Raw genomic sequence first — 24,471 nt, forward strand, 5'->3', positions numbered from 1 at the left:
CACCTCATTCGTAGCTGATCTCGACCTCGTCCGTCACCGGCAGGGACTGGCACGCCAGCCGGATGCCGTCCGCGAGGTCCTCGTCCTCGAGAACGTCATTGTTCAGCATTTTGACCTCGCCCGACACCAACCGACACGCACACGCGCTGCACGCACCCTCCCGGCACGAGTACGGCGCGTCCACCCCGCGGTCCAGAAGCAGGTCGAGCAGCTTCGTCTCGGCGGGCCAGTCGAACCGGTGTTCGGTGCCGTCGATGGTGACCTTCACCGCCGCCGTGCGGGTGCTGGTCACCGGCGCCGCCTCCTCGAACGGGTTCGCACCGAGTGAGACGAACCGCTCGACGTGCACCCGCGTCCGCGGCACGTCCAGAGTGGACAGCGCGTTGCGGGCCGCGGTCATGAACGGGGCCGGGCCGCACACGAACGCCTCGTGCGCCGCGTACGGCCTGGCCAGCTCGGCGAGGGCTGCCGGCCGGGGCAGGCCCTGCACCGACTCCAGCCAGTGGACCACCACCAGCCGCGTGGGATGCCGCGCCGCCAGCGCCGCCAGCTCGCGCGCGAAGATCACCGACTGCTCGTCCCGGTTCGCGTACCCGAGCACGACCCGGCCGGTGCCCACGGCCAGCACCGACTTCACGATCGAGAGCACCGGGGTGATGCCGCTGCCCGCCGCGAACAGCAGCAGGTCCCCGTCCAGCGACGACGGGGTGAAGATCCCCGCCGGCGCCAGCGACTCCAGCTCGTCGCCCGCCGCCACCGAGTCGCAGAGCCAGTTCGAGCCGTAGCCATCGGCCGTCCGCTTGACCGTGACCTGCGGGAACTCGTCGGTGTGCGGTGAGCTGGACAACGAGTAGCACCTGGCCACCGAGCCGCGGCGGTCGCTGGGGATCCGCAGTGTCAGGAACTGTCCCGGCCGGTAGCGCAACCCCGGCGAGTCGAACACCAGCGAGCACGCGTCCCCGGTCTCACGCACCACCTCCCGCACCCGCAGGCGAAAGGACTCAGTCATCCGGCACCGCCAGCGCACCAGCCGCGACCGCCTCCTCGATCGCCTCCCGCAACCGCGGGCACGTGTCGATCCGCGCGGACAGCTCACCGGCCGCGACACGCGCCGCGAACTCCGGGCACGAGTCGGCGGGCGAGGACCGCCACTGGATGCTCGTCTGCCTCCGGCTCGCCTTGCGCACCAGCACCTCCGTCGTGCACGCCGCGCACGCGACCTGCGTCAGGCCCGCGGTCAGGAACTCGTGCTCGTCGGCCAGCGTGCCGATCGGGTCGGTGTGCGGCGGTGCCTTCGCCCACGAAGCGGCCCAGGACGTCATCGCGCCTCCTGCTTCGCCAGGTTCGCCGCGACCTCCTGCTCCCACACCTCGTTCGCGCGGGTCGTGTCGACCTCGAACTCGAATCGCCGGGTCATCTCCTCGGTCACGTCCGCGACGTCGACGTAGAACTGCTCGTACCACCGCCGCAGCTGGTAGACCGGGCCGTCCTCCTCGCACAGCAGCGGGTTGTCGATGCGGGTCTTGTTCCGCCAGATCTCCACGTCCTGGAGGAACCCGACACCGAAGCTCTTCGCGAGCTTCGCGGCCACCTTGTCCGCCTTCTCCTCGGGCAGGCCGGGCAGCTTCTTCACGCTCACCCCCCACTGCAGCACGAACGCGTCCGCGCTGACCGGGTAGTGGCAGTTGATCAGCACGGTCTCGATGGTCGTGCCGTGGTAGTCCTGCCAGAGGTCGTTGATCATGTAGGACGGCCCGTAGTACGACGCCTCCGACTTCAGCGTCACGTCGTCGGCCGAGTACGACCCGGCCGAGACGTCCGGGCGGCCGCGCGAGTTCAGGTACTGGGTGGCGACGTGGCCGTCGAACACGTTCTTGAAGTACGTCGGGAACGCGAAGTGGATGTAGAAGAAGTGGGCCATGTCCACCATGTTGTCGATGATCTCGCGGCAGTTGGAGCCGTCGATCCGCACGGTGTCCCAGGTCCACTCGCTCCACTCCGGACCGGACGCGCCGCGGGCCGCCGGGATCACGACGTCCTCCGGTGGCGGGTTGCCCTCCGGGTCGTGCCACACGAACAGCTGCTTGTTGCGTTCGAGCGTCAGCCACGAGCGGGTCCGCGCACGCAGCGGAATCCTTTTGGCGTAGGGGATCTGCACGCACTTGCCGTTGCCCGCCCAGCGCCAGTCGTGGAACGGGCACGCGATGGCCGCACCCTTGACCGTGCCCTGCGACAGGTCACCGCCCATGTGCCTGCAGTACGCGTCGAGCACGTTCAGGGTGCCCTCCCCGGTCGCGAACACGACGAGCTTCGTGCCGAACGCCTCGATCGCGTGCGGCTTGCCGTCGCGGAACGGTTCCGCGAGCCCGAGGCAGTGCCACCCCCTGGCGAACCGCTCCCTCGGCGCGCCGACGTCGATCGTGCGGAAACCACTGGTCGCTCCGGTTGTCATCGCTTCGCTCCCATGTCGAGTGCCGCCAGGTACCCGAACACCATCGCCGGGCCCAGCGTCGCGCCCGGTCCCGCGTACGTGCGTCCCATCACCGGCGCGCTCGCGTTGCCCGCCGCGTACAGGCCGTCGATCACCGTGCCGTCCTCCCGGAGTACCCGCGCCGAGGTGTCGGTACGCAGGCCGCCCTTCGTGCCGAGGTCGCCGGGCACGACCCGGACCGCGTAGAACGGCCCCTTCGCGATCGGCGCGAGGTTCGGGTTCGGCCGAATGCGCGGGTCGCCGTAGTAGCGGTCGTAGGCGCTTTCGCCGCGGTGGAAATCGCTGTCCACACCGGACTCGGCGAAGCCGTTGAACCGGGACACGGTGTCGCGCAGGGCGTCCGGTGGCACCTCGATCTCCTTCGCCAGCGCGGCCAGCGTCGGTGCGCGCCGCACGGTGCCCGTCTTGTACCACCGGCCGGGGAAGGGCTGGCGTGGCCCGAGTCCCGCGAAGATGTACCGGTTGCGGTAGGTCTGGTCGGCGATCAGCCACGCGGGCACGCTGCCGGTCTCGTACATCGCGTGCACGGCGTCCACGTACGGCGCGGCCTCGTTCACGAACCGCTCGCCCCGCTCGTTGACGAGGACGCAGCCGGGCAGGCTGCGCTCCGCGAGGCAGAAGTACGGACCGCGCGGCAGCATGATCGACGGGCCCCACCACGCGTCGTCCATCAGCGTGACCGCGGCGCCGAGGCGCATGCCCGCCTCGATGCCGTCGCCGGTGTTCTCCTCCGCCCCGACCGTCCACTCGGTACCGATCGGGGCTTGCTGGTACTCCTTGCGCATCCGCTCGTTGCGCTCGAACCCGCCGGACGCGAGCAGCACACCCCTGGCCGCGCGGAGCGGGCCGGTCCCGGTCTCGACGCCGACGACGCGGTCGTTCTCGACGACCAGCCCGGTGAGCGGTGTCGACAGGAGCACCGGAACATCCTTGTCGGACAGTCCGGCGCGCAGCCCGGCCGAAAGTGCCTGTCCCATCGTGAGGAGCTGTCTGCGCATAGCGAGGGAGAGCATGCGGCGACCGGCGACCCTGGCCGTGCGGAGCATGCCGCGCGGGTGCCGTGCGACGAGGTTCATCCACCGGTAGTCGGCCTGCGTGACCGCGATGCCGGTGGGCGCCCTGAGGTAGGGCTGCGCGAGCCGGGGCAGCTCGTCGCCGAGCACGGCCGCGTCGAGCGGGCGCGGTTCGAGCGAGCGGCCCATCGGCAGCCCGCCGGGTGCCTCGGGGTAGTAGTCGGCGTACCCGGTGACCCAGCGCATGCGCAGCGGCGTGTTGGCGAGCACGAACCGCAGCATCGCCGGGCCGTGCTCCAGGAACGCCGTGCGCATGGCGTCGTCGACGGAGTCGCCCGTGATGTGGGTGAGGTAGGCGCGCGCCTGCTCCGGCGTGTCGGGCACGCCCTCGGCGCGGAGCACGTCGTTGCCGGGGATCCACACCCCGCCGCCGGACCGCGCGGTCGAACCGCCGAAATGCGGCGCCTTCTCGATGAGCACGGTGCGCAGGCCGTGGTGCGCCGCGGTCAGCGCGGCGGTCATGCCGGCCGCTCCACTGCCGACGACGACCACGTCGTACTCGTTCATGGCACCCATACTAGAACAGGTTATAGTTTTTGCCATGCCCTTGGAGCGGGACGAGCAGGCCGACCGGGACGTCGACGTCGTCGTGGTGGGGTTCGGCGGTGCGGGTGCGTGCGCCGCACTGGAGGCCGCGCGGTCGGGTGCCTCCGTGCTGGCCGTCGACCGGTTCACCGGCGGCGGCGCGACGGCGATGTCGGGCGGAATCGTCTACGCGGGCGGCGGCACGTCGGTGCAGAAGGCGGCCGGGGTGGTCGACACGGTCGACGACATGGTCGCCTACCTGCGGCAGGAGACCGGCGACGTGGTGTCGGAGGAGACGCTGCGGGAGTTCTGCGCGACCAGTGCCGAGATGGTCGAGTGGCTGGCCGACGCCGGTGTGCCGTTCGACCCGTCGGTGTGCCCGTTCAAGACGTCCTACCCGCCGAACGACTACTACCTGTACTACTCGGGCAGCGAGAACGCGTGGCCGTACCGGTCCGCCGCGACACCCGCGCCACGCGGGCACCGGACCCACGGCCGGGGGACCTCGGGCCGGGCGTTCTTCGCGGCGCTCGCGTCGGCGGCACGGGCCGCCGTGCGGGTGCTGCCACAGACGACGGCGACGTCGCTGCTGGTGGAGGACGGCCGGGTGGTGGGGGTCGAGTGCCGGACGCTGCGGTCGAGGTGGCACACGGTGCTGCACCGCTACGCCACCAGGCCCGGCCTGTACTTCCCGGGTTTCGCGCGGGTTCTGCACCGGCGGATCGCGGCTCTGGAGACGGCGCGCGGACGCACGGTCCGGATCCGGGCACGCCGCGGGGTGGTGCTGTCGGCGGGCGGGTTCGTGCACAACCGGGAGATGCTGCGTGCGCACGCCCCCGAGTTCCGCGGCGGCCTGCCGCTGGGCACGCAGGGTGATGATGGAAGTGGCATTCGCCTTGGCGAGTCGGTCGGCGGCGTGGCCGATCGGATGTCGTCGGTGTCGGCATGGCGTTTCCTGACGCCGCCCTCGGCGTTGCTGCGCGGGGTGCTGGTCGACGAGTCGGGTTCTCGCTTTGTCGACGAGTCGTCGTATGGCGCGGCGATCGGGTCGAAGCTGGTGCTGGAACGCGGCGGCAAGGCGTGGCTGCTGGTCGACGAGACGATCCTGCGGGCCGCCAGGCGCCAGATCCGGCGGGAAACCCTGTGGTTCCAACGGCTTTCAGCGCACTACCTCCTGCGAGTCGCGCTGGTTCGCGGACCATCGGTGGAGGAGGTGGCGCGCCGGTCGGGCGTCGACCCCGCCGGGCTGGCGGCGACGGTGGCCGCGTACGGGCGGGGGGAGGACGCGTTCGGAAAGGCCGCTGAGCTGGTGGCGCCGTTGACCGGGCCGTACGCGTTGATCGACTGCTCGTACGGACCGCGGCTGGGCTACCCGTGCCCGGTGCTCACCCTTGGCGGGCTGCGTGTCGACGAGAAGACGGGGCAGGTTCTGGACGTGCCGGGCCTCTACGCCGCGGGCCGCACCGCGGTCGGGCTCTGTTCGAACTCCTACGTGAGCGGGCTGTCCTTGGCGGACTGCGTGTTCTCAGGCCGCCGGGCAGGCCGTCACGCCGCGGCGAACCTCTAGTCCGTCGCGGGATCCTTTCCGATGGCGATGTTCAGCAGGGCCGTCATCTCGGCCATGCCGAGGCCGATCTTCGTGAAGCCTTCTCGCATCTCGGCAAAGCCGGTGTCGACGTCCTGACGGAGACCGTCGACGTCCTGACGGAGACCGTCGACGTCCTTGCGGAGTCCGGTGATGTCCTTCTGCATCTCGCGCTGGTTCTCGTGGAGGGCTTCCAGGGTGTTGACGTGTGCGCGAAGTGTTGCCTGCACAGTGGCGACATCCTCGTGCGCTCCGCTGGCCAGCTGACGGACTTCGTTCATCTCACGCTCCAACTTGGCGACGCGGACTTCGAGCTTGGTCACGAACGATCGATCCTTCCTGTGAAGAGTAGGTGGTGCGGCGCAAGCCTGCACCAGGCGGGACCGGATACCCAAACGGTTGTCCACAGGCTCGTCACAGTTGTCCACAGGCGGTGTCAGGATCGACAGAAACGAGAACGTGTTCTAGTCTGGGTGGCGTGAGCGAACAGGTGCTTGACGCCGTGCGGGAGCTCCTTCCGGTGTTCCGGGAGCGGGCCCAGGACACCGAGGACGCGCGCCGGATCTCCGAGGAGTCGGTCAAGGCCCTTCAGGAGGCCGGGTTCTTCAAGCTGCTGCAACCCGCCCGCCACGGCGGGTTCGAGGCGCACCCCAACGACTTCTACCGCGCCGTGCGGATGGTCGCGTCCGCGTGCGGGTCCACCGGGTGGGTGGCCGCCGTGCTCGGGTGTCACCCGTGGCAGCTCGGCCTCTTCGACGACCGGGCCCAGCAGGAGGTGTGGGGCGAGGACGACGACACCCGCGTCTCGTCGTCGTACGCGCCCATGGGGCGGGCGACGCCGGCCGAGGGCGGGTTCGAGTTCACCGGGCGCTGGAGCTTCTCGTCCGGGTGTGACCACGCCACCTGGGTCTTCCTCGGCGGCCTCGTGCTCGGCGAGGACGGGACGCCGACCGACTTCCGCACGTTCCTGCTCCCGCGCGCCGACTACCGCATCGACGACGTCTGGGACACCATCGGGCTGCGGGGCACCGGCAGCAACGACATCATCGTCGAGAAGGTGTTCGTGCCCGAGTACCGGACGTTGAGCTTCATGGACACCGGGAAGTGCCGGGGGCCGGGTCAGGCCGTCAACACCGGGCCGCTGTACCGGCTGCCGTTCGCGTCCGTCTTCTCCTGTTCCATCGCCGTGCCCGTGGTCGGGATGGCCACCGGCGCGTACGACGCCTACGTCACCCACACGCGGGAGCGGGTGCGGGCCTCCACCGGTGGGCGCGCCGCGGAGGACTCCTTCAACCAGCTCCGCATCGCCGGGGCCGCGAGCGACATCGACGCCGCCGTGCTGCAGATCGAGCGGAACATCGACGAGGAGATGCGCTACGCCACCGCGGGCGAGAAGATCCCCTTCCCGCTTCGCGTGCGGACGCGGCGGGACCAGGTCAACGCCACCAGCGCCGCGATCACCGCCGTGGACCGGCTCTTCGAGAGCGCGGGCGGGCGGGCGCTGAAGGTCGGCACGCCGATCCAGCGGTTCTGGCGGGACGCGCACGCGGGGCGGGTGCACGCCATCAACGATCCGGAGAAGGCTCTCGTCATGTACGGGCAGGAGCAGCTCGGGCTGAAGGTGCAGGACGCGTGGATCTGATCACAGAGGACACTCGCGCTGGCCTTCACTACTACGAGGCGGGCGAAGGCGAGATCGTCGTCATGCTCCACGGCGGTGGGCCCGGCGCGTCCGGCTGGAGCAACTTCGGGCGCAACCTGCCCGTGTTCGCGCGGCGCTACCGCACGATCGTCGTGGACCAGCCGGGGTTCGGGGCGTCGGACAAACCCGAGATCACGAGCCAGTACTTCACGTTCTCCGCCGACGCGCTGCTGAAGTTCCTCGACGAGCTGGGTGTCCAGAAGGCCCACTTCGTGGGGAACTCGCTCGGCGGCGGCACCGCGGTCCGGTTCGCGTTGCGCCACCCCGACCGCGCTGGGCGGCTCGTGCTGATGGCGCCGGGCGGGCTGGGGCTCAACGTGTTCGCGCCGGACCCGACCGAGGGCATCAGGAAGCTCTACCGGTTCGCCGCGCCGCCGGGGCCGTCGAAGGAGAAGCTCGCCGACTTCCTGCGCACGCTGGTGTACGACGCGTCGCTCGTCACCGACGACCTCGTCGACGAGCGGTACGCGGTCGCGAGCGACCCGGACTCGTTGCGGGCCATGGCCTCCATGGGCGCGTCGTTCGCGGCCGACCCCGAGGAGGGCATGCTCTGGCGGGAGGCGCACCGGCTGCGGCAGCGGGTGCTGCTGGTGTGGGGACGCGAGGACCGGGTCAACCCGCTGGACGGCGCGCTGACCGCCCTCAAGCTGATCCCGCGCGCGCAGCTGCACGTGTTCGGCCGATGTGGACACTGGGCGCAGCTGGAGAAGTTCGCCGAGTTCAACCGCATCGCCATGGACTTCATCGGGAGCGAGTGATGGGTATCCGGTCCCTTGCCTACCTGCGCGTCGAGGCAACCGACATCGAGGCGTGGCGGGTGTTCGGGCTCAAGGTCCTCGGCATGGTCGAGGGCAGGGGCACCCGCGACGACGCGCTCTACCTGCGCATGGACGACTTCCCCGCCCGCCTCGTCATCCTGCCCGGCGAGGCAGACCGGCTGTCGGCGTCCGGCTGGGAGGTCGCGAACGTCGCCGAGCTGGGCGAGGTCTGCGGCAGGCTGGAGGCCGCGGGGGTGGCGTACAAGGAAGGCACGCGGGAGGAGAGGAAGGACCGGCGGGTCGACCAGCTGATCACGTTCGAGGACCCGTCCGGCAACACACTCGAGGTGTTCCACGGCGCGGCACTGGAGCACCGGCGGGTCGTCAGCCCATACGGGCACCGGTTCGTCACCGGCGAACAGGGCCTCGGTCACGTCGTGCTGTCCACACAGGACGACGCGGAGGCACTGCACTTCTACCGTGACGTACTGGGTTTCCGGCTCCGCGACTCGATGCGCCTGCCACCGCAGCTCGTCGGCAGGCCGGAGGGCGGCGAACCGGCGTGGCTGCGGTTCTTCGGCTGCAACCCGCGCCACCACAGCCTCGCGTTCCTGCCGATGCCCACCCCGTCGGGGATCGTGCACCTGATGGTCGAGGTCGAGAACACCGACGACGTCGGCCTGTGCCACGACCGCGCGCTGCGCCGCGAGGTGCCCATGTCGGCGACGTTGGGCAGGCACGTCAACGACCTGATGCTGTCGTTCTACATGAGGACACCCGGCGGGTTCGACGTCGAGTTCGGCTGCGAGGGCCGCCAGGTCGACGACGAGGCGTGGATCGCGCGGGAGAGCACCGCGGTCTCGTTGTGGGGCCACGACTTCTCGATCGGCGCGCGGGGATGAGCGCCCGGACCGGGGGTCTGGGGGATCGCTCCCCAGAAATCACCGGGGGTCTGGGGGATCGCTCCCCGGAAATCACCGGGGGCCTGGGGGATCGCTCCCCGGAGGTTCCCGCGCGGTTCCGCAAGGCGCTGGGCAACTTCTGCACCGGCGTCACCGTCGTGACCGCCATGCGGGACGCCGAGCCGGTCGGGTTCGCGTGCCAGTCGTTCGCGGCGCTGTCGCTCGATCCGCCGCTCGTGCTGTTCTGCCCTGGGCGAACCTCACGCACGTGGCCGCACATCCAGTCGTACGGCCACTTCTGCGTGAACGTGCTCGCGCACTCGCAACAGGACGTGTCCGCCACGTTCGGGAAAGCGGGCACCGACAAGTTCTCGTGCGTGCCGTGGGCACCGGCCCCGTCCGGCGCTCCGATCCTCGCAGGGGTCCTGACCTGGCTCGACTGCGTGGTGGAGAGCGTGCACGACGGCGGCGACCACCACATCGTCGTCGGCCGGGTCACCACGCTCGGTGACCAGCGTGACGAGCGCCCGCTGCTGTTCCACCGCGGCGCGTACACCGTCACCCAGCCCGCCGAGCCGACGCCGGGCATCCTCGACAACCTCATCACCTGGTCCCGGCACGACGACTGGATCTAATCTCGACGCGTGCGGATCCAGGAGATCGTCATCAGGACCGACCGGTTGGACTTTCCCGCGCTCACGGCCGGTGACGGGCCGGTCGTCGTGTGCTGGCACGGCTTTCCCGACCACCCCATGACCTTCGCGCCGCTCGCACGGCACCTCGTGACGTACGGCAGGCGCGTGGTCATGCCGTTCCTGCGCGGGTTCCACCCGGCGACCGTCGACGCCCTGCACTACTCGGACAGCATCACGCTCGCCGCCGACGCGGCCGCGGTCGCGCAGGCGCTCGGCGAGCCGGTCGACATGATCGGCCACGACATCGGCGCCGGCATGGTGGGCCGGGTCGCCGCGGCATGGCCCGACCGGCTGAACCGCGGTGTCACGCTCGCCGTTCCGCCACCCGCGGCGCTGGCGAAGGTGTTCGAGGACCCCGCGCAGTTGCAGCGCCTGTTCCACATGTTCCTGTTCGCCGTCGACGGGGTCGCGGAGGCGGTGCTCAACACCGATCGCAGGCTCGTCGACTACCTGTGGGCGACGTGGTCGCCGCGCCTTGTGCTCGACGCCGAGCACAAGGCGCGGATCCACGCGATGTACGGCGACGAGAAGTACCTCGACAACGTGCTGAAGATCTACCGCGCGAACTTCGACCCGAGCCGGTTCGACCCGGCACTCGTCGACCGCGGCGGCCGCACCGAGGCGGTGGCGTCGAAACCGTTGCTGGTGCTGGGTGGCGGGGACGACGGCTGCCTCGACCCGCGCCACTTCGCCGGACCCCACGACGGGCTCGCGCCGGGATCCGAGGTGGAGGTCCTGCCCAGGGTCGGGCACTTCCTCCACCTCGAACAACCGGACACGGTCGCGGAACGGGTCCTCGACTGGCTCAGTAGGTGAACGCGGTCGCCAGCCGCTGCAACTGCTCCTCGGTGAACGGTGGTGCGGAGGGGTCCCCGACCCAGATGACGTTGAGGATCACGGAGGTGCCGCCGGGCCGGAACGCGGACATCAGCTGGCTGGCCACGCCCTCCTCGGCGAAGGCGGGGTCGTAGTAGGGGATCGGCTCCGCACCCATCATCCTTATCCCTGGCGCGGTGTGGGTGCCGAACCGGGTCCTGTCCGGCAGGATTCTGCTGATCGTCCGGTCGTCGGAGGGAACGCTGACCATGGTGCCGCCGCCGGAAAGCACCTGGATGGCGACGCCTACCCGGGTCCCTCCGTCGTCGAACTGCCCGATCGCCTGGCAGACCTGCCTGTCCAGGGACGGATCCCGCTCCCCGCACTCGAACGTGAGCGGCTCGTCTCCCGCGAGATCGCCCCCCAGCGGGTTGTGCACGTCGGCGGGAAGCAGGCGCCAGTCCTCGGGTACCGCGTCGGCCCTGACGTCGGCCAGCTGCTGGTTCAGCCGTTCGGCACGGTCGGCGGGCGGGGCACCCACCTGGACCGGCTGACCGGTGCCGCTGGTCAGTCCGATCGCCAGCGCGCCGATGGCGGTGACGGCGAACGCGGTGGCCGTGGTGGCGCGCCGGTTACGGGTTCGTGCTTTCGCCCTCGCGATCACGGCGTGGGTGTCGATGGGCGTGGCTTCCGCCTCGTCGGCCAGCAGTGTCAGGCCGCGGGTGATGTCGTCGGTCATGAGTTCAGCTCCTCGAGCGCCTCGGCGCCCAGTCCGGCCAGTGCCACACGCAGGGCGGCGAGCCCTCGTGCGGACTGGCTCTTCACGTTCCCTTCCGAGCACCGCAGGATGGCGGCCGTTTCGGTCACGGTGTGCTGTGACCAGTAGCGGAGCACCACCGCGGCGCGTTGGCGAGGCGGGAGCTTCGCGAGAGCGACCCGGATGACCTCCTTCTGGTGCACGACCCCGGCGGGGTCGCGCTCCGGCACCGGCGTGTCGGGGACGAGACCGTCCCGCGACTCGGCGCGGCGCCACGGCCGGCGCCGCTCGTTCAGCCAGCACCGCAGCAGCACCTTCCTGGCGTACGCGTCGGCGGCGTCCTTGTCCCGCACCTTCGGCCACGCCTGGTACAGCCTGATCAGGCAGGTCTGCACGAGGTCGTGCGCGAGGTGCTGGTCGCCGCAGAGCAGGTAGGCCAGACGTGTCAGCGACGCCGTGGACCGGGTCGCGAACACGTGGAAGCGCTCGTCGTCGCTTCTGTCGCGCGGGCTCATACCCCTCACACACGACGCGGGCGCGAGCGGTTGCACGCGCGAGCAGACTGGGCACATGGTGTCCGAGAACGACGTGCGCGGAATCGCTTTGTCGCTGCCAGGGACCACCGAGAAGCCGTCCTACGGTACGCCCGGGTTCCGGGTGCGGGACAAGCTTTTCGCGCGGATCCGTGAGGAAAGGGACATGCTGCTGGTGTGGGTGGCCGGTGAGGGCGAGAAGCGCGGGCTGCTCGCCGCGGAGCCGGGGAAGTTCTTCACCACCCCGCACTACGACGGGCACCCGACGGTGCTGGTCCGGTTGGCCGCGGTCGACGCGGAGGAAGTGCGGGAGCTGCTCACCGACTCCTGGCGGCTCCGCGCGCCCGCGCGGCTAGTGGCCCAGTTCGACGCCGAGGCGTGACACGTGCTCGCGGGGTGAGCCGAACAGGTGCGTGTTGCCGTGCGCCCGTTTGAAGTACAGGTGCGCGTCGTGTTCCCAGGTGATCGCGATGCCGCCGTGCAGCTGGATCATCTCGGCCGCGACCTGGGAGAACGCCTCGGTGCACCACACCTGTGCGGTCGCGGCGGTGTGTGCGAGGTCCTCGCCGGTCACCACGGCCGTCGCCGCCGCGAGTGCCGCCGACTCGGCCGTCTCCACCAGCACGTGCAGGTCGGCCATCCGGTGTTTCAGCGCCTGGAACGACCCGATCGGGCGGCCGAACTGGGTGCGCTGCTTCGTGTGGTCGACGGTCAGTTCAAGGCAGCGGGCCGCGGCGCCGGCCGACTCCGCGCACAGCGCCGCGGCGGCGACGTCCCGCACGCGGGCCAGGTCCGGCACACCGAGGAACCGGCCGGTGCCGACCGGGGACACGGTCGCCAGCCTGCGGGTCGGGTCCATGCCGCCCACCGGGGTGACCGTCACCTCCGAACGTGACAAGGCATACAGTCCGTCGGCCCGTGGCAGCAGGAAAACGTCCGCGACCTGGGCGTTCAGTGCGTACGGGCCCCAGACGGGCGTCACGGTCGCACCGTCGGCGATCTCCGCCAGCAGCTCGTCCGAGCCCGCCGACTCGACCGCCGCGGCCGCCACCACCGAGCCGAGGAACGGTCCCGGCGTGAGAAACCGGCCCAGCTCCGAGAGCACCACGCCGGTCTCGAGGAACGTGGCGCCGCAGGTCGACGGGGCCGCCAGCGCGGTCAGCCCGAGGGCGGTCAGCCGGGCCCACAGCTTCTCGTCGTGGCCGGGCGACGACGTCATCGCCGCCCTGGTGTCCGACTCGCGGGTGAGCAGCCTGCGGAGGGTGCCGCGCAGTTCGTCCTGCTCGGAAGTCACCCGGCAATTCAACCAAACAGTTGCTTGGTTGCCTAGGAGGTAGCTCGATCAGGTGGATTCGATATCCTCAGGGCTCAGGTCGGGGGCCTGGTCCGAATCCACACGAGGAGTCGTTGGTCATCGAGAAGGGTGCACTGGTCGCCGGGCGCTACCGACTGATCGAACAGGTCGGCAGTGGAGCCATGGGCGTCGTGTGGAAGGCGCAGGACGAACGGCTCGGTCGCACGGTCGCGATCAAGCGGCTGGTCGTCCGCTACGCGCTCTCCGAGTCGATGACGGAGGAGACCCGCAGGCGCGCCATGCGCGAGGCCCGGATCGCGGCCCGCCTCCAGCACCGCAACGCGATCGCCCTGTTCGACGTGGCCGAACACGAGGGCGACCCGATCCTGGTCATGGAGTTCCTGCCGTCCAAGAGCCTGTCCGCGGTGATCGAGGAACGCGGCACCCTCTCACCCAACGAGGCAGCGGAGATCGGCGCGCAGGTCGCGGAGGCCATCGCCGCCGCGCACGCCGTCGGCATCGCGCACCGCGACATCAAGCCGGGCAACATCCTGCTCGCCGAGAACGGCACGGTGAAGATCACCGACTTCGGCATCTCCCGCGCACTCGACGACGGCACGGTCACCACCCAGACCGGCATGCTGGCGGGTACCCCGGCCTACCTCGCGCCGGAGATCGCCCGCGGCGACGAGTCGTCCCGCGCCTCCGACGTGTTCTCCCTCGGCTCGACGCTCTACCACGCGATCGAGGGCCGCCCGCCGTTCGGCACCAACACCAACCCGCTCGCGCTGCTGCACGCGGTCGCGTCCGGCAACGTGCCGCCGCCGCGCAACGCGGGCCCGCTGGCGCCGACGCTGATGAGCCTCATGCGGGTCGACCCGGGCGAGCGGCCGAGCATGGAGGAGGTGGCTGCCGCACTCGCGGGCATGACCACGGAGCCGGTGCCCGTCCTGTCCGCCCGCACCGGGCCGAGGACCCCGCCCCGGCCGGTGATCCCGGTGAACCCCACCCCGCCGCGGCCGACCGTGCCCGCGCAGCCGACCGCCGCGTTCCAGAAGCCGGCGGCGCAGGCGGCGCAGGCCGGGCCGTCGCGGAAGAACCTGGTGATCGTGGGCGCGGTCGCCCTGATCGTGCTGGCAGGAACGCTGTTCACGGTGCTCATGCTGAACAGCGGCGACGAGCCGGGCGGCACCCGCCAGGCGGGCGGCACCGGGCAGAACGGTGGCGGCACCAGCCAGTCGGCCCCCGGCTCGAGTGAGTCGAGCGAGCCGCCGGACGACTCGGCCACCGGGCTGCCCGATCCCGGCCCGATGCCCGCCGACCCCGGCGGGCCCATCGGCTACACCGACGCGGGCCTGCGCGTGATCGCCTACTTCGCCGACGTCCAGAACGCGGCCGGGCGCTGGGCGATGCTGTCGCCGCACGCGCAGGCGCTGTTCGGCAGCCAGGAAGCGTTCAACGAGTACTGGTCGCGGTTCAGAAGCGTCTCCGCCGCCGATGCGAACGGCGTGACCCCCAACGCCGACGGCTCGGTGAACGTGCCCGTGAACGTCACCTACACCACCGAGGCCGGCTCGACCACCGAGCCGAGGACGGTCCGGGTGACCAGGCTCAACGGCCAGCTGCTCATCGACTCCGAAGCGAAGTGAGCACGCGGCGCCGGTGCCAGGTTTGCGTGCCCCATGCCGAGCGCAGTGCGTGGGCCTTCAGCAGCGCCCACGACATGGCGTGCTCGCGGGTGTAGCCGATCGCACCGTGCACCTGCAGCGCGGCCCGCGCGGCGAGCTGGGCGGCGTCGGCGGCGGCGACCCGCGCGGCCGAGACGTCGCGGGACTCGCCGGTGACCGCGGCCGCGTGCACGAGCGGGCGCGCGAACTCCAGCGCCACCAGCACGTTCGCGAGGTGGTGCTTGACCGCCTGGAACTCGCCCACGGGACGGTCGAACTGCCGCCGCCTCGTCACGTACTCGCTCGCCAGGTCGAGCAGCCCCCGGCCGAGGCCGACGAGCTGGGCCGCCTGGCAGAGCACACCGGCGTCGAGCACGTCCGCAGGCGCGGTGCCGACCCACTCGCCCGGCCGCACCTCGAACAGCCGCCGCGCCGGGTCGACCGAGGTGAGCAGGGCACCGGTCTGCGCCCGGCAGACCGCGTCGCCGTCGACGACGTACGGGGTGGCGACGTCCGCGTCCAGTGCGTAGGGCACGTGCGGCGGCAGGGCGACGGTCGCGAGCTCGTCGGCGATGCCGAGGGCCGGGGCGACGGCGTAGGACTCGACCAGCGGGCCCGGCACCGCGTGCCTGCCCAGCTCCTCGAACACCACGACCAGCTCGACCGGGAACTCCGCCAGCTCGGTCACGCCGATCTTGGCGAGCCTGCGCAGCAGGTCGAGGCCGGGGCCGTGGTCGCCGGTGCGCCACGCCTGGTTGACCGAGGGCACCTCCGCGGCGGACAGCAGCGCGTGCACCGTCGCGGCCAGCTCCTTCTGCTCGGTGCTCAGCGCGAACCTCACCTGGCCCCCCTCGGCAGGCCGAGCACCCGCTCGGCGACGACGTTGCGCTGGATCTCGTTGGTACCGGCGTAGATCGGGCCGGACAGGGCGAACAGGTGCCCCGACTGCCACGGCCCCGCCAGCTCGCCGTCCGCGCCGAGCAGGTCGAGCGCGGTCTCGTGCAGCGCCACGTCCAGCTCGGACCAGAACAGCTTGTTGACGCTCGACTCGGCCCCGAGTGCGCCGCCCTCTTCGAGGACGCTGATCGTGCCGAGCGTGTACAGCCGGTAGGCCCGCGCGCCGATCCACGCGTCGGTCACCCGGTCGGCCACCCTCGGGTCGGGGTTCGCGTGCCACAGGTCGACGAGCCGCTCGGCGGCCGCCGTGAACCGGCCGGGGCTGCGCAGTGTCAGGCCGCGTTCGTTGCCCGCGGTGGTCATCGCGACCCGCCAGCCGTCGCCCGGGTTGCCGAGCACGTCGCCGTCCGGGACGAACACGTCGTCGAGGAAGATCTCCGCGAAGCCCGGGACCCCGTCGAGCTGCTCGATCGGCCGGACGGTCACCCCGTCGGCCCGGAGATCGAACATGAAGTACGTGAGCCCGTGATGCCGCTGCGCGTCGGGGTCGCTGCGGAACAGGCCGAACGCGCGGTCGGCGTGGCCCGCCCTGGAACTCCACGTCTTCTGGCCGCTGAGCAGCCAGCCGCCGTCGGTCTTCTTCGCCCTGCCGCGGACCGCGGCCAGGTCGCTGCCCGCCTCCGGCTCCGACCATGCCTGCGCCCAGATGTCGTCCGCGCGGGCCATGCGCGGCAGGATCCGGTCGCGCTGCGCGTCGGTGCCGAACGCGAACAGGGTCGACGCGAGCAGCGCGATGCCGTTGGCGCTGACCCGCGCCGGTGCGCCCGCGGCGTAGTACTCGTCCTCGAAAACCAGCCACTCCAGCAGCGACGCGTCGCGGCCGCCGTACTCGTGCGGCCAGGTCACGGCGGACAGGCGCGCGTCGGCGAGCGTGCGTTCCCATGCCCGGTGCAGGGGAAAACCCTCCTCGGAGTCCATGGGTGGCAGCGGCTCGCGTGGCACGTGCGCGGCGAGCCAGTCCCGCACCTCGTCGCGGAAGGCGAGGGTCCGCGCGTCCAGGTCAAGATCCACTGGCGTTCCTCATCGACCGGGCGTCCAGGCCGCCGAGCGAGTCCGTGGACGTCTCGGCGTTGTGGGCGTGCGCGAAGTGGTGCAGGCCGAACACCGAGTCCATGCCGGCCCGCAGGCCCATCTGGTCCTCTGCCTGGTTCACCGCGCGCTTCGCGAGCGCGAGCCCGAAGCGCGGCATGGCGGCGATCCGCGCCGCGACCGCTTCGGTCTCTTTGCGCAACTCGTCGCGCGGCACGACCTTGTTGACCATGCCCAGCTCGTAGGCGCGCGCCGCGCCGAACCGGTCGCCGGTGAACAGGAACTCCTTGGCGGCCCGCGGCCCGAGGACCCACGGGTGCGCGAAGTACTCCACGCCCGGGATGCCCATGCGCACCACCGGGTCGGAGAAGAACGCGTCGTCGGCCGCGACGATCAGGTCGCACACCCACGCGAGCATCAGCCCGCCCGCGATGCACGCGCCGTGCACCATCGCGATCGTCGGCTTGGGGATCTCCCGCCAGCGGCGGCACATCCCCAGGTAGACCTCCATCTCGCGGGCGTAGCGCCCGTCGCCGCCCGGCTTGCCGACGTGGTCCCACCACATGACGGCCCTGCGGTCGAAGGTGGTGTCCACGTCGCGGCCCGGCGTGCCGATGTCGTGGCCTGCCGAGAAGTGCCTGCCCTCGCCGGCCAGCACGATGACCTTGACCTCGTCGTCGTCGACGGCTCGGGTGAACGCGGCGTCGAGCGCGTAGGTCATCGCGGAGTTCTGGGCGTTGCGGTACTCGGGGCGGTTCATGGTCACGGTCGCCACGGGCCCGGCGACCTCGTAACGGACTACGTCGGTCACGCTGCCTCCTACCAAAGCAATTGCTTGGTAGGCTAACACTCGTGAGGGCGCTGGAGGAGTTCCGCGCGACGGTGCGCGAATGGCTGGCCGACAACCTGTCCGGCGACTTCGCGGCGCTCCGCGGGCTCGGCGGGCCCGGCCGCGAACACGAGGCCCACGACGAGCGCGTCGAGTGGGACCGGCACCTGGCGGCCGCGGGCTGGACGTGCCTCGGCTGGCCGGTCGAACACGGCGGCCGCGGCGCGTCGATCGAGGAGCGGGTCGTCTTCCACGAGGAGTACGCCCGCGCCGCCGCGCCGGCACGGGTGAACCACCTCGGTGAGGAGCTGCTCGGCCCGACACTGATCGCGCTCGGCACACCTGAGCAGCGGCAACGGTTCCTGCCGCCGATCAGGCAGGTGACCGAGCTGTGGTGTCAGGGCTACTCGGAACCGGGCGCCGGGTCGGACCTGGCGGCGGTGTCGACCTCGGCGGTCCGCGACGGCGCGGAGTGGGTGATCACCGGGCAGAAGGTGTGGACGTCGCTCGCGCACCTGGCGCAGTGGTGCTTCGCGGTGGTCCGCACCGAACCGGGCTCGAAGCGGCACGCAGGCCTGTCCTACCTGCTGGTGCCGATGGACCAGCCGGGCGTCGAGGTGCGTCCGATCGAGCAACTGACCGGTGGCTCGGAGTTCAACGAGGTCTTCTTCGACGGTGCCAGGACGGCGGCGTCCCTCGTGGTCGGCGACGTGGGCGACGGCTGGCGGGTCGCGATGACGACGCTCGGCTTCGAACGCGGCGCCGCCACACTCGGCCAGCAGGTCGGTTTCCGCCGTGAACTGGACGCGCTGATCACGCTCGCCCGCGACACCGGCGTGCTCGACGACCCGGTCATCCGGGAGAAGCTGACGAGGGCCCGCATCGGCCTCGACGTCATGCGCTGGCACGCACTCCGCACCATCGGCGCCGACGGCGCGGGCGCGTCGGTCACGAAGCTGGTGTGGGCGACCTGGCACCGCGGCCTGGGGGAGCTGGCGATGGAGGTCCTCGGCGCGGCGGGCATGGCCACCGGCGGTGGGCTTTCCGAGTGGCAGCGGCTGTTCCTGTTCAGCCGCGCGGACACGATCTACGGCGGTTCCGACGAGATCCAGCGCAACATCATCGCCGAGCGGGTGCTCGGCCTGCCGAGGGAGGCACGCGCGTGAGCGGCCACGACTTGTTGCGGGACAAGGTCGTGGTGGTCACGGCCGCCGCGGGGACCGGCATCGGCTCCGCGGTGGCGCGCCGGTGCGCGGAGGAGGGCGCGCGGGTGGTGATCAGCGACTGGCACGAACGGCGGCTGGCGAAGACCGCGGCGGAACTGGGCACCCACGCGATCCCGTGCGACGTGACGGACGAGGACCAGGTGCGGGCGCTGGTCGAGGGGACGGTCGCCGAGTACGGCCGCCTGGACGTGATGATCAACAACGCGGGCCTCGGCGGCACCCGCTCCATCCTGGACATGCCGGACGACGAGTGGTCCAGGGTGCTGGACGTGACGCTGAACGGCACGTTCCGGTGCACCCGCGCGGCGCTGCGGCAGATGGTGGCGCAGGGCAGCGGCGCGGTGGTGAACAACGCGTCGGTGGTGGGCTGGCGCGCACAGGAGGGCCAAGCACACTACGCGGCGGCGAAAGCAGGAGTGATGGCCCTGACCCGCTGCGCCGCGATGGACGTGGCGGCACACGGCATCCGGGTGAACGCCGTCGCGCCGAGCCTGGCGGCGCACCCGTTCCTGGCCAAGGTGACGAGCGAGGAGCTGCTGGCGGAACTAGCCTCGAAGGAGGCCTTCGGCCGCGCGGCGGAACCCCGGGAGGTCGCAAACGTCATGGTGTTCCTGGCAAGCGACTACGCGTCCTACCTAACAGGAGAGATCATCTCAGTAAGCAGCCAACACCCCTGACCCCCCGCGAGTCCCCCATTCAGAACCCGCGAGTCCCGCGTTCAGAACCCGCGAGTCCCGCGTTCAGAACCCGCGAGTCCCGCGTTCAGAACCCGCGAGTCCCGCGTTCAGAACCCGCGAGTCCCGCGTTCAGAACCCGCGAGTCCCGCGTTCGGGACCCGCGAGTTGCCCGTTCGCGACACGCGGGTTTGCGGTCGAGTGGTCGCCAACCGGCAACTCGGGGGTTCTGAAGCGGGGACTCGCGGGTTCCGAAGCGGGGACTCGCGGGTTCTGAACGGGAGACTCGCGAGGGGTTAGGGTTTGGACAGGAGGTTCCCGATGGCGATCATGCCGGTGACGGATTCGATGTTCCTGCTCGCTGAGTCGCGCGAGCACCCGATGCACGTCGGCGGGCTGCAGCTGTTCGAGTTGCCCGACGGCGCGGGCCCCGACTACGTCAGCGAGTTCCACCGGCAGCTGCTGTCGCTTGTGGACGTCCGACCGCTGTTCCGCCGCCGGCCGCGTGGCCCGGTCGGCAGCGTCGGCCAGTTCGCGTGGGCCGACGACGACGATCTCGACCTCGAGTACCACGTGCGGCTGTCCGGGCTGCCTAGGCCGGGCCGGGTGCGTGAGCTGCTGGAGCTGACGTCGCGGCTGCACGGCTACCTGCTCGACCGGCACCGCCCCATGTGGGAGTTCACGGTGATGGAAGGCTTACAGGGCAACCGTTTCGCGACGTACACGAAGGCACACCACGCGCTGCTCGACGGGGTGTCGGCGCTGCGGCTGCTGCAGGCGTCCCTGTCGGAGGACCCGTCGGACACGTCGGTCCGTCCGCTGTGGTCCCCACGCGTGCGCTCCGACGTGTTCGGCGCCACGCCCCGCGACCACGACTCGACGTTCGACCCGGTCCGCGCGATCACCGAGCTCGGCAAGGAGCTCCGCGGCTTCGGGTCCGCGACCGTCAAGCTCATCAACGAGGCGTTCCGCGAGCAGTCGGCGACCCTGTCGTTCCAGGCGCCGAGGTCGATGTTCAACGTGCCGATCACCGGCGCGCGCCGGTTCGCCGCGCAGGGCTGGCCGCTGGACCGCATCAAGGCGGTCGGCAAGGCGGCGGGCGCGACGATGAACGACGTCATGCTGGCCATGTGTTCGGGCGCGCTGCGCCGCTACATGCTGGACCTGGGCACGCTGCCGGACAAGCCGCTGGTGGCGGCGATCCCCATGTCGTTGCGCACCGACCGGTCCGTTGGCGGCAACGCCATCGGGCTGATCCTGTGCGACCTCGCCACGAACCAGGCGGAGCCCGCGGACCGCCTCGCGACCATCCACGACTCGATGCTCAAGGGCAAGCAGGTGTACCACGGGATGAGCCGCCTGCAGATCACCGCGCTGTCGGCGCTGCCGCTGCTCCCGCTGGCCGTCGGCACGATCCCCGGCATGACCCGGATCACACCACCCGCGTTCAACGTGCTGATCTCCAACGTCCCCGGCCCGAGGAAACCGTTGTACTGGAACGGCGCGCGCATGCAGGGCATGTACCCGCTGTCGATCCCGTACGAGGGGCAGGCGCTGAACATCACGGTGACCAGCTACGCGGGCAGCCTGGAGTTCGGCCTGACCGGCTGCCGTCGCACCGTGCCCCACCTGCAGCGACTGCTCGGCCTGCTGGAGGAGTCCCTCGAAGAGCTGGAGAAGGCGGTCTGATCAACGTGGCAGGCGGGCGATCACGTCCGCTGCCTCGGTCACGATCCGGGTGATCAGCTCCGCGCACGTCGGCAGGTCGTCCAGCGCGCCGACGACCTGCCCGGCGGCCAGCACCCCGGCGTCCGTGTTGCCCTTCACCAGGCCCTCGCGCAGCAGCATCGGCGTGTTCGCCGCCATGACGAGCTGTGACCACGACAGCTTGCGGGTGCGCCGCATGGTGCGTCCCTCACGCACCACCGACGACCACGACAGCCTGGTCAGCCTGCGGAAACGGTTCGCGTTGCGCACCGCGCGCAGCAACCCGGTCGCCCGGTTCGCCTTCTCCAGCCCCGCGACGAGGTCCGTGCGCAGCACCCGGTGCGGCACGCCGTCGACGCTGGTCGTGACCACCGTGTCCGACAGGCCGCGCGCCAGGTACGCCTCCTTCACCGCCCTCGGCACCGTGCTCTCCTCGGTCAGCAGGAACCGGGTGCCCATCGCGACCCCGGCCGCGCCGTACGCGAGCGCGGCCACGAGCCCCCTGCCGTCGTAGAAGCCGCCCGCCGCGACCACCGGGATGTCCACGGCGTCCACGACGGACGGCAGCAGGACCGTCGTCGCCACCTGCCCGGTGTGGCCGCCGCCCTCGCCGCCCTGCACCACCACGGCGTCCGCGCCCCACGCCGCCACCTTCTCCGCGTGCCGCACCGCGCCGACCGACGGGATCACCACCACGCCCGCGTCCTTCAGCGTCTCGATCAGTGCCCGCGACGGGGCCAGCGCGAACGACGCCACCCTGACCCGCGCGTCGATCAGGAGCCGCACCCGCGCCGCCGCGTCGACCGCGTCGGCACGCAGGTTCACGCCGAACGGCTGGTCCGTCCGCTCCCGCACCTCGTCGACGGCGGTCCGCAGCTCGTCGAACGTCATGGTCGCCGAAGCCAGGATGCCCAGCCCGCCCGCGTTCGCCACCGCCGACACCAGCCGGGGTCCCGCTACCCAGCCCATCCCGGTCTGCACCACCGGGTGCCGGACACCGGTCAGCTTCGTCAGCGCGGTCTCCATCACCACCCCGGATCCAGCTCGCGGATGATCGCCAGCTCCTCGGCCGTCGGTTCGCGGGTCACCGGCGGGTCGTCGACCACCAGCGGGAACCCGGTCTGCTCGACGACTTCGCCGACCGGTACCCCGGGGTGCACCGACACGACCCGCATCGCGTGGCCGGGGCCGCCGAAGTCCAGCACGCACAGGTTCGTCACGACCCGGTACACGTCGTGGAACCGGCCGCCGTCCCGGTCGTAGCCGACGCCGGACACCACGTCGACCGCGGGCACGAACACACGCGGCGAGTGCTTCGGCACCCAGTAGCTCGTGCGGTGGTTGACGGTGTTGCCCGGCGCGCCCCGCACCCCGAGCAGCTGACGCTTGGGCGCCTGGTGGGGGCCGATGCACGAGATGTTCTGGTTGCCGTACCGGTCGATCTGGTTCGCGCCCATCACCACGTGCCGCCGCCCGTTGGCGACCACGTCGAACACCGCGCGGTAGGGCAGCCAGCCCTCAGGGGTGCCCTCGGCGGTGAGCAGCGTGGCCTCGCCGTCGGACAGCACGAGGTCCGGTTCGAACGTCCGCCGCGCGAGCCGCGCACCGAGCGACGGGACCGGTCCCATGGGGCTGGCCAGGATCTCGCCGTCACCGCGGAACAGCTCGGCGCACGCGATCACGCACACGTCCATGCGGTTCATGCGACTGCCTTCTGGTAGGTGGCCTCGTCGCCGCTCAGGTACCGGTCCGCGAACGACTCCCACGCGGTGGTGGCGTAGGTCTCCTGGAACGCCTCGTCGCGGCCGTAGTCCGGCACGCAGCTGGTGAAGTGCGCGCCGCGCGGCGTCGCCACCACGCCGTCGACCATCATCCTGTTCAGCAGCAGCGTCTGCGGCGGTCCGTCCGCGCCGATGTCGTCCACAATGGACTCGCAGGAGACGTACCGTTTCTTCGCGGCGAGGCAGAACAGGTCGTCGAAGTACGGGTCCGGGCCGAGGTAACGCGCGTTGCCGCGCCGGTCCGCGCGGTTGAGGTGCACGAGCGCCACGTCCAGGTGCAGCGCGGGCATCGCGACCAGTTCCTCGCCGTCATCGTACGGTGACCGCACGGTCCTCAGCGACGGGTCCAGCGTGAGCACGTCCGACCCGAGCCCGGCGCGGATCGGCAGGAACGGCAACCGGTGCGCGGCGGCACGCAGTCCACATTGGAGCATTCCCTCGTCGAACTCGCGCACCTCGATGGCGCCGGACTCGCGGGCCGTGCGGAAGTGCGGGTCGTAGGGGATCGAGTCCAGCGACACGAACCCGTACACCGCCGTGCGTACCTTGCCCGCCGCGCACAGCAGACCCAGGTCGGGGCCGCCGTAGCTGACGACCGTCAGGTCCCTCAGCCCGGACCGCAGGATCGCGCGCACCAGGGCCATCGGCTTGCGCCGCGACCCCCAGCCGCCGATCCCGACGGTCATCCCGTCCTCCAGTGTGGACACCACCTCATCCGGTGTCATCCGCTTGTCCACGTACCCACCCCCGATCCCTGACCTCGTCGGCCGTCCCGGTCAGGTTCAGCTCGAACGTGAAACCCTGCTCGTACCGGTAGCTTCGGTGCACGTCCTGCGGGTCGATGCCGTTGATGGCCTTCTTCGCCGCCCGGGTCACCCGAGGGTCCTTCGCCGCGATCTGCTTGGCCACCTCGAGTACGGCGCCCGCCAGCTCGTCCGGCGGCACCACCCGGTACACCGACCCGAAGTCGTGCAGCTGGTACGCGTTGACCGTCGACGCCGTGTAGTACATGGCCCGCATCAGGTGCTGCGGCACCAGCCGCGCCAGGTGGGTCGCCGCGCCGAGCGCTCCTCTGTCCACTTCGGGCAGTCCGAACGTCGCGTCGTCGGCGGCCACCACCACGTCCGCGTTGCCGACGAGCCCGATGCCGCCGCCGAGGCAGAACCCCTGCACGGCCGCGATCACCGGCACCTCGCAGTCGTACACCGCGCCGAAGGCCGCGTGGCAGCCGTTGTTCGCGCCGACGAGCGCGGTGTGCCCGTCGCGCTGGATCTCCTTGATGTCCACGCCGGCGCAGAACCCGCGGCCGGCGGCACGCAGCACCACGACGTGCGTGCCAGGGTCGCGGCCCGCGTCGCGGACGGCGTCGGCGAGCGCGAACCAGCCCGCCACCGGCAGCGCGTTCACCGGCGGGTGGTCGACGGTCACCACGACGACACCCGGTTCGGCGGTCGAGGTCGAGACGCTCAT

General features: G+C 71.2%; 26 protein-coding genes. 11 read left to right on the plus strand and 15 right to left on the minus strand.

The window, feature by feature from the left end; all coding sequences use genetic code 11:
• Positions 1-4 precede the first annotated feature (4 nt).
• From ACFPCV_RS09105 to kstD, 4 genes are read right to left on the minus strand one after another with little or no spacing between them, the layout of a single operon-like run.
• Positions 5-1,009 (minus strand): 2Fe-2S iron-sulfur cluster-binding protein, encoded by a 1,005-nt coding sequence (locus ACFPCV_RS09105; protein ID WP_378055600.1) that lies wholly within the window; start codon positions 1,007-1,009, stop codon positions 5-7.
• On the minus strand, positions 1,002-1,322 hold the full coding sequence (locus tag ACFPCV_RS09110; protein ID WP_378055601.1) for a hypothetical protein: 321 nt from the start codon (positions 1,320-1,322) through the stop codon (positions 1,002-1,004). Before ACFPCV_RS09110 ends, ACFPCV_RS09105 begins: the two co-directional genes overlap by 8 nt.
• Positions 1,319-2,452, minus strand: coding sequence for a Rieske 2Fe-2S domain-containing protein (locus ACFPCV_RS09115; RefSeq protein ID WP_378055602.1), 1,134 nt, complete (start codon positions 2,450-2,452; stop codon positions 1,319-1,321). The genes ACFPCV_RS09110 and ACFPCV_RS09115 overlap by 4 nt, the downstream gene beginning before the upstream one ends.
• Entirely contained in the window at positions 2,449-4,107 is a 1,659-nt protein-coding gene (gene kstD / locus ACFPCV_RS09120) for a 3-oxosteroid 1-dehydrogenase (protein WP_378055603.1), read from the minus strand. Before kstD ends, ACFPCV_RS09115 begins: the two co-directional genes overlap by 4 nt.
• Between kstD and ACFPCV_RS09125 the strand changes: the two genes are divergently transcribed.
• Positions 4,106-5,656 carry an FAD-binding protein gene (locus tag ACFPCV_RS09125; RefSeq protein WP_378055604.1) on the plus strand — a complete coding sequence of 517 codons (1,551 nt, stop codon included), beginning with the start codon at positions 4,106-4,108 and terminating at the stop codon, positions 5,654-5,656. The two genes, kstD and ACFPCV_RS09125, sit on opposite strands and share 2 nt — an antisense overlap.
• Here ACFPCV_RS09125 and ACFPCV_RS09130 read toward each other — a convergent pair.
• A complete protein-coding gene (locus tag ACFPCV_RS09130; RefSeq protein ID WP_378055605.1) occupies positions 5,653-5,997 on the minus strand; it encodes a hypothetical protein in 345 nt (114 codons plus the stop codon). The genes ACFPCV_RS09125 and ACFPCV_RS09130 overlap by 4 nt on opposite strands.
• Before the next feature lie 155 nt (positions 5,998-6,152).
• On the opposite strand from ACFPCV_RS09130, the gene hsaA reads away from it, so the two are divergent.
• The 5 genes from hsaA (at position 6,153) to ACFPCV_RS09155 (ending at position 10,547) form a co-directional block, all read left to right on the plus strand.
• On the plus strand, positions 6,153-7,316 hold the full coding sequence (gene hsaA, locus ACFPCV_RS09135; protein WP_378055606.1) for a 3-hydroxy-9,10-secoandrosta-1,3,5(10)-triene-9,17-dione monooxygenase oxygenase subunit: 1,164 nt from the start codon (positions 6,153-6,155) through the stop codon (positions 7,314-7,316).
• Positions 7,307-8,134 (plus strand): 4,5:9,10-diseco-3-hydroxy-5,9,17-trioxoandrosta-1(10),2-diene-4-oate hydrolase, encoded by an 828-nt coding sequence (gene hsaD / locus ACFPCV_RS09140; RefSeq protein ID WP_378055607.1) that lies wholly within the window; start codon positions 7,307-7,309, stop codon positions 8,132-8,134. Before hsaA ends, hsaD begins: the two co-directional genes overlap by 10 nt.
• Complete coding sequence (gene hsaC / locus ACFPCV_RS09145; RefSeq protein WP_378055608.1) at positions 8,134-9,036, plus strand: iron-dependent extradiol dioxygenase HsaC; 903 nt, start codon at positions 8,134-8,136, stop codon at positions 9,034-9,036. Before hsaD ends, hsaC begins: the two co-directional genes overlap by 1 nt.
• A gap of 71 nt (positions 9,037-9,107) precedes the next feature.
• A complete protein-coding gene (hsaB, locus tag ACFPCV_RS09150) occupies positions 9,108-9,671 on the plus strand; it encodes a 3-hydroxy-9,10-secoandrosta-1,3,5(10)-triene-9,17-dione monooxygenase reductase subunit (RefSeq protein WP_378055749.1) in 564 nt (187 codons plus the stop codon).
• Positions 9,672-9,680: 9 nt separating this feature from the next.
• On the plus strand, positions 9,681-10,547 hold the full coding sequence (locus tag ACFPCV_RS09155) for an alpha/beta fold hydrolase (protein ID WP_378055609.1): 867 nt from the start codon (positions 9,681-9,683) through the stop codon (positions 10,545-10,547).
• Here ACFPCV_RS09155 and ACFPCV_RS09160 read toward each other — a convergent pair.
• Positions 10,537-11,286 (minus strand): hypothetical protein, encoded by a 750-nt coding sequence (locus tag ACFPCV_RS09160; RefSeq protein WP_378055610.1) that lies wholly within the window; start codon positions 11,284-11,286, stop codon positions 10,537-10,539. The genes ACFPCV_RS09155 and ACFPCV_RS09160 overlap by 11 nt on opposite strands.
• The gene (locus ACFPCV_RS09165; protein WP_378055611.1) at positions 11,283-11,819 is read right to left on the minus strand and encodes a SigE family RNA polymerase sigma factor; all 537 of its coding nucleotides are present in this window, start codon (positions 11,817-11,819) and stop codon (positions 11,283-11,285) included. Before ACFPCV_RS09165 ends, ACFPCV_RS09160 begins: the two co-directional genes overlap by 4 nt.
• 55 nt (positions 11,820-11,874) lie before the next feature.
• On the opposite strand from ACFPCV_RS09165, the gene ACFPCV_RS09170 reads away from it, so the two are divergent.
• Complete coding sequence (locus tag ACFPCV_RS09170; RefSeq protein WP_378055612.1) at positions 11,875-12,219, plus strand: MmcQ/YjbR family DNA-binding protein; 345 nt, start codon at positions 11,875-11,877, stop codon at positions 12,217-12,219.
• Here ACFPCV_RS09170 and ACFPCV_RS09175 read toward each other — a convergent pair.
• Positions 12,190-13,131, minus strand: a complete 942-nt coding sequence (locus ACFPCV_RS09175; protein WP_378055613.1) for an acyl-CoA dehydrogenase family protein — start codon at positions 13,129-13,131, stop codon at positions 12,190-12,192. The two genes, ACFPCV_RS09170 and ACFPCV_RS09175, sit on opposite strands and share 30 nt — an antisense overlap.
• Positions 13,132-13,244: 113 nt before the next feature.
• On the opposite strand from ACFPCV_RS09175, the gene ACFPCV_RS09180 reads away from it, so the two are divergent.
• A complete protein-coding gene (locus tag ACFPCV_RS09180) occupies positions 13,245-14,780 on the plus strand; it encodes a serine/threonine-protein kinase (protein WP_378055614.1) in 1,536 nt (511 codons plus the stop codon).
• On the opposite strand, the gene ACFPCV_RS09185 is transcribed toward ACFPCV_RS09180, so the two are convergent.
• The 3 genes from ACFPCV_RS09185 to ACFPCV_RS09195 are packed head-to-tail and all read right to left on the minus strand — an operon-like array spanning position 14,758 to position 17,595.
• Positions 14,758-15,639: an acyl-CoA dehydrogenase family protein gene (locus tag ACFPCV_RS09185; protein WP_378055615.1), complete on the minus strand. Its 882-nt coding sequence runs from the start codon at positions 15,637-15,639 to the stop codon at positions 14,758-14,760. The two genes, ACFPCV_RS09180 and ACFPCV_RS09185, sit on opposite strands and share 23 nt — an antisense overlap.
• Positions 15,636-16,766, minus strand: coding sequence for an acyl-CoA dehydrogenase family protein (locus ACFPCV_RS09190; protein ID WP_378055616.1), 1,131 nt, complete (start codon positions 16,764-16,766; stop codon positions 15,636-15,638). Before ACFPCV_RS09190 ends, ACFPCV_RS09185 begins: the two co-directional genes overlap by 4 nt.
• Positions 16,756-17,595 carry an enoyl-CoA hydratase gene (locus tag ACFPCV_RS09195; protein ID WP_378055617.1) on the minus strand — a complete coding sequence of 280 codons (840 nt, stop codon included), beginning with the start codon at positions 17,593-17,595 and terminating at the stop codon, positions 16,756-16,758. Before ACFPCV_RS09195 ends, ACFPCV_RS09190 begins: the two co-directional genes overlap by 11 nt.
• 41 nt (positions 17,596-17,636) lie before the next feature.
• Between ACFPCV_RS09195 and ACFPCV_RS09200 the strand changes: the two genes are divergently transcribed.
• The 3 genes from ACFPCV_RS09200 (at position 17,637) to ACFPCV_RS09210 (ending at position 21,202) form a co-directional block, all read left to right on the plus strand.
• Complete coding sequence (locus ACFPCV_RS09200; RefSeq protein WP_378055618.1) at positions 17,637-18,779, plus strand: acyl-CoA dehydrogenase family protein; 1,143 nt, start codon at positions 17,637-17,639, stop codon at positions 18,777-18,779.
• The gene (locus ACFPCV_RS09205) at positions 18,776-19,516 is read left to right on the plus strand and encodes an SDR family oxidoreductase (protein ID WP_378055619.1); all 741 of its coding nucleotides are present in this window, start codon (positions 18,776-18,778) and stop codon (positions 19,514-19,516) included. The genes ACFPCV_RS09200 and ACFPCV_RS09205 overlap by 4 nt, the downstream gene beginning before the upstream one ends.
• Before the next feature lie 318 nt (positions 19,517-19,834).
• On the plus strand, positions 19,835-21,202 hold the full coding sequence (locus ACFPCV_RS09210) for a WS/DGAT/MGAT family O-acyltransferase (protein ID WP_378055620.1): 1,368 nt from the start codon (positions 19,835-19,837) through the stop codon (positions 21,200-21,202).
• Here ACFPCV_RS09210 and ACFPCV_RS09215 read toward each other — a convergent pair whose 3' ends face one another.
• The 4 genes from ACFPCV_RS09215 to ACFPCV_RS09230 are packed head-to-tail and all read right to left on the minus strand — an operon-like array spanning position 21,203 to position 24,471.
• Complete coding sequence (locus ACFPCV_RS09215) at positions 21,203-22,246, minus strand: NAD(P)H-dependent flavin oxidoreductase (RefSeq protein ID WP_378055750.1); 1,044 nt, start codon at positions 22,244-22,246, stop codon at positions 21,203-21,205.
• A complete protein-coding gene (locus ACFPCV_RS09220; protein ID WP_378055621.1) occupies positions 22,246-22,923 on the minus strand; it encodes a CoA-transferase subunit beta in 678 nt (225 codons plus the stop codon). The genes ACFPCV_RS09215 and ACFPCV_RS09220 overlap by 1 nt, the downstream gene beginning before the upstream one ends.
• On the minus strand, positions 22,920-23,726 hold the full coding sequence (locus ACFPCV_RS09225) for a CoA transferase subunit A (RefSeq protein ID WP_378055622.1): 807 nt from the start codon (positions 23,724-23,726) through the stop codon (positions 22,920-22,922). The genes ACFPCV_RS09220 and ACFPCV_RS09225 overlap by 4 nt, the downstream gene beginning before the upstream one ends.
• Positions 23,713-24,471: an enoyl-CoA hydratase family protein gene (locus ACFPCV_RS09230; RefSeq protein ID WP_378055623.1), complete on the minus strand. Its 759-nt coding sequence runs from the start codon at positions 24,469-24,471 to the stop codon at positions 23,713-23,715. The genes ACFPCV_RS09225 and ACFPCV_RS09230 overlap by 14 nt, the downstream gene beginning before the upstream one ends.

This window comes from Actinophytocola glycyrrhizae (genome assembly GCF_042653545.1).
GTDB lineage: Bacteria > Actinomycetota > Actinomycetes > Mycobacteriales > Pseudonocardiaceae > Actinophytocola > Actinophytocola glycyrrhizae.

Excerpts from the sequence above, each read along its gene's own strand:
- ACFPCV_RS09115 (WP_378055602.1), bottom strand. The coding sequence starts at position 2,452 with ATGACAACCGGAGCGACCAGTGGTTTCCGCACGATCGACGTCGGCGCG.
- ACFPCV_RS09165 (WP_378055611.1), bottom strand. The coding sequence starts at position 11,819 with ATGAGCCCGCGCGACAGAAGCGACGACGAGCGCTTCCACGTGTTCGCG.
- ACFPCV_RS09220 (WP_378055621.1), bottom strand. The coding sequence starts at position 22,923 with ATGAACCGCATGGACGTGTGCGTGATCGCGTGCGCCGAGCTGTTCCGC.
- ACFPCV_RS09230 (WP_378055623.1), bottom strand. The coding sequence starts at position 24,471 with ATGAGCGTCTCGACCTCGACCGCCGAACCGGGTGTCGTCGTGGTGACC.
- ACFPCV_RS09125 (WP_378055604.1), top strand. The coding sequence starts at position 4,106 with ATGCCCTTGGAGCGGGACGAGCAGGCCGACCGGGACGTCGACGTCGTC.
- hsaC (WP_378055608.1), top strand. The coding sequence starts at position 8,134 with ATGGGTATCCGGTCCCTTGCCTACCTGCGCGTCGAGGCAACCGACATC.
- ACFPCV_RS09210 (WP_378055620.1), top strand. The coding sequence starts at position 19,835 with ATGGCGATCATGCCGGTGACGGATTCGATGTTCCTGCTCGCTGAGTCG.
- ACFPCV_RS09215 (WP_378055750.1), bottom strand. The coding sequence starts at position 22,246 with ATGGAGACCGCGCTGACGAAGCTGACCGGTGTCCGGCACCCGGTGGTG.
- ACFPCV_RS09225 (WP_378055622.1), bottom strand. The coding sequence starts at position 23,726 with ATGACACCGGATGAGGTGGTGTCCACACTGGAGGACGGGATGACCGTC.
- ACFPCV_RS09105 (WP_378055600.1), bottom strand. The coding sequence starts at position 1,009 with ATGACTGAGTCCTTTCGCCTGCGGGTGCGGGAGGTGGTGCGTGAGACC.
- ACFPCV_RS09170 (WP_378055612.1), top strand. The coding sequence starts at position 11,875 with ATGGTGTCCGAGAACGACGTGCGCGGAATCGCTTTGTCGCTGCCAGGG.
- ACFPCV_RS09110 (WP_378055601.1), bottom strand. The coding sequence starts at position 1,322 with ATGACGTCCTGGGCCGCTTCGTGGGCGAAGGCACCGCCGCACACCGAC.
- kstD (WP_378055603.1), bottom strand. The coding sequence starts at position 4,107 with ATGGCAAAAACTATAACCTGTTCTAGTATGGGTGCCATGAACGAGTAC.
- ACFPCV_RS09160 (WP_378055610.1), bottom strand. The coding sequence starts at position 11,286 with ATGACCGACGACATCACCCGCGGCCTGACACTGCTGGCCGACGAGGCG.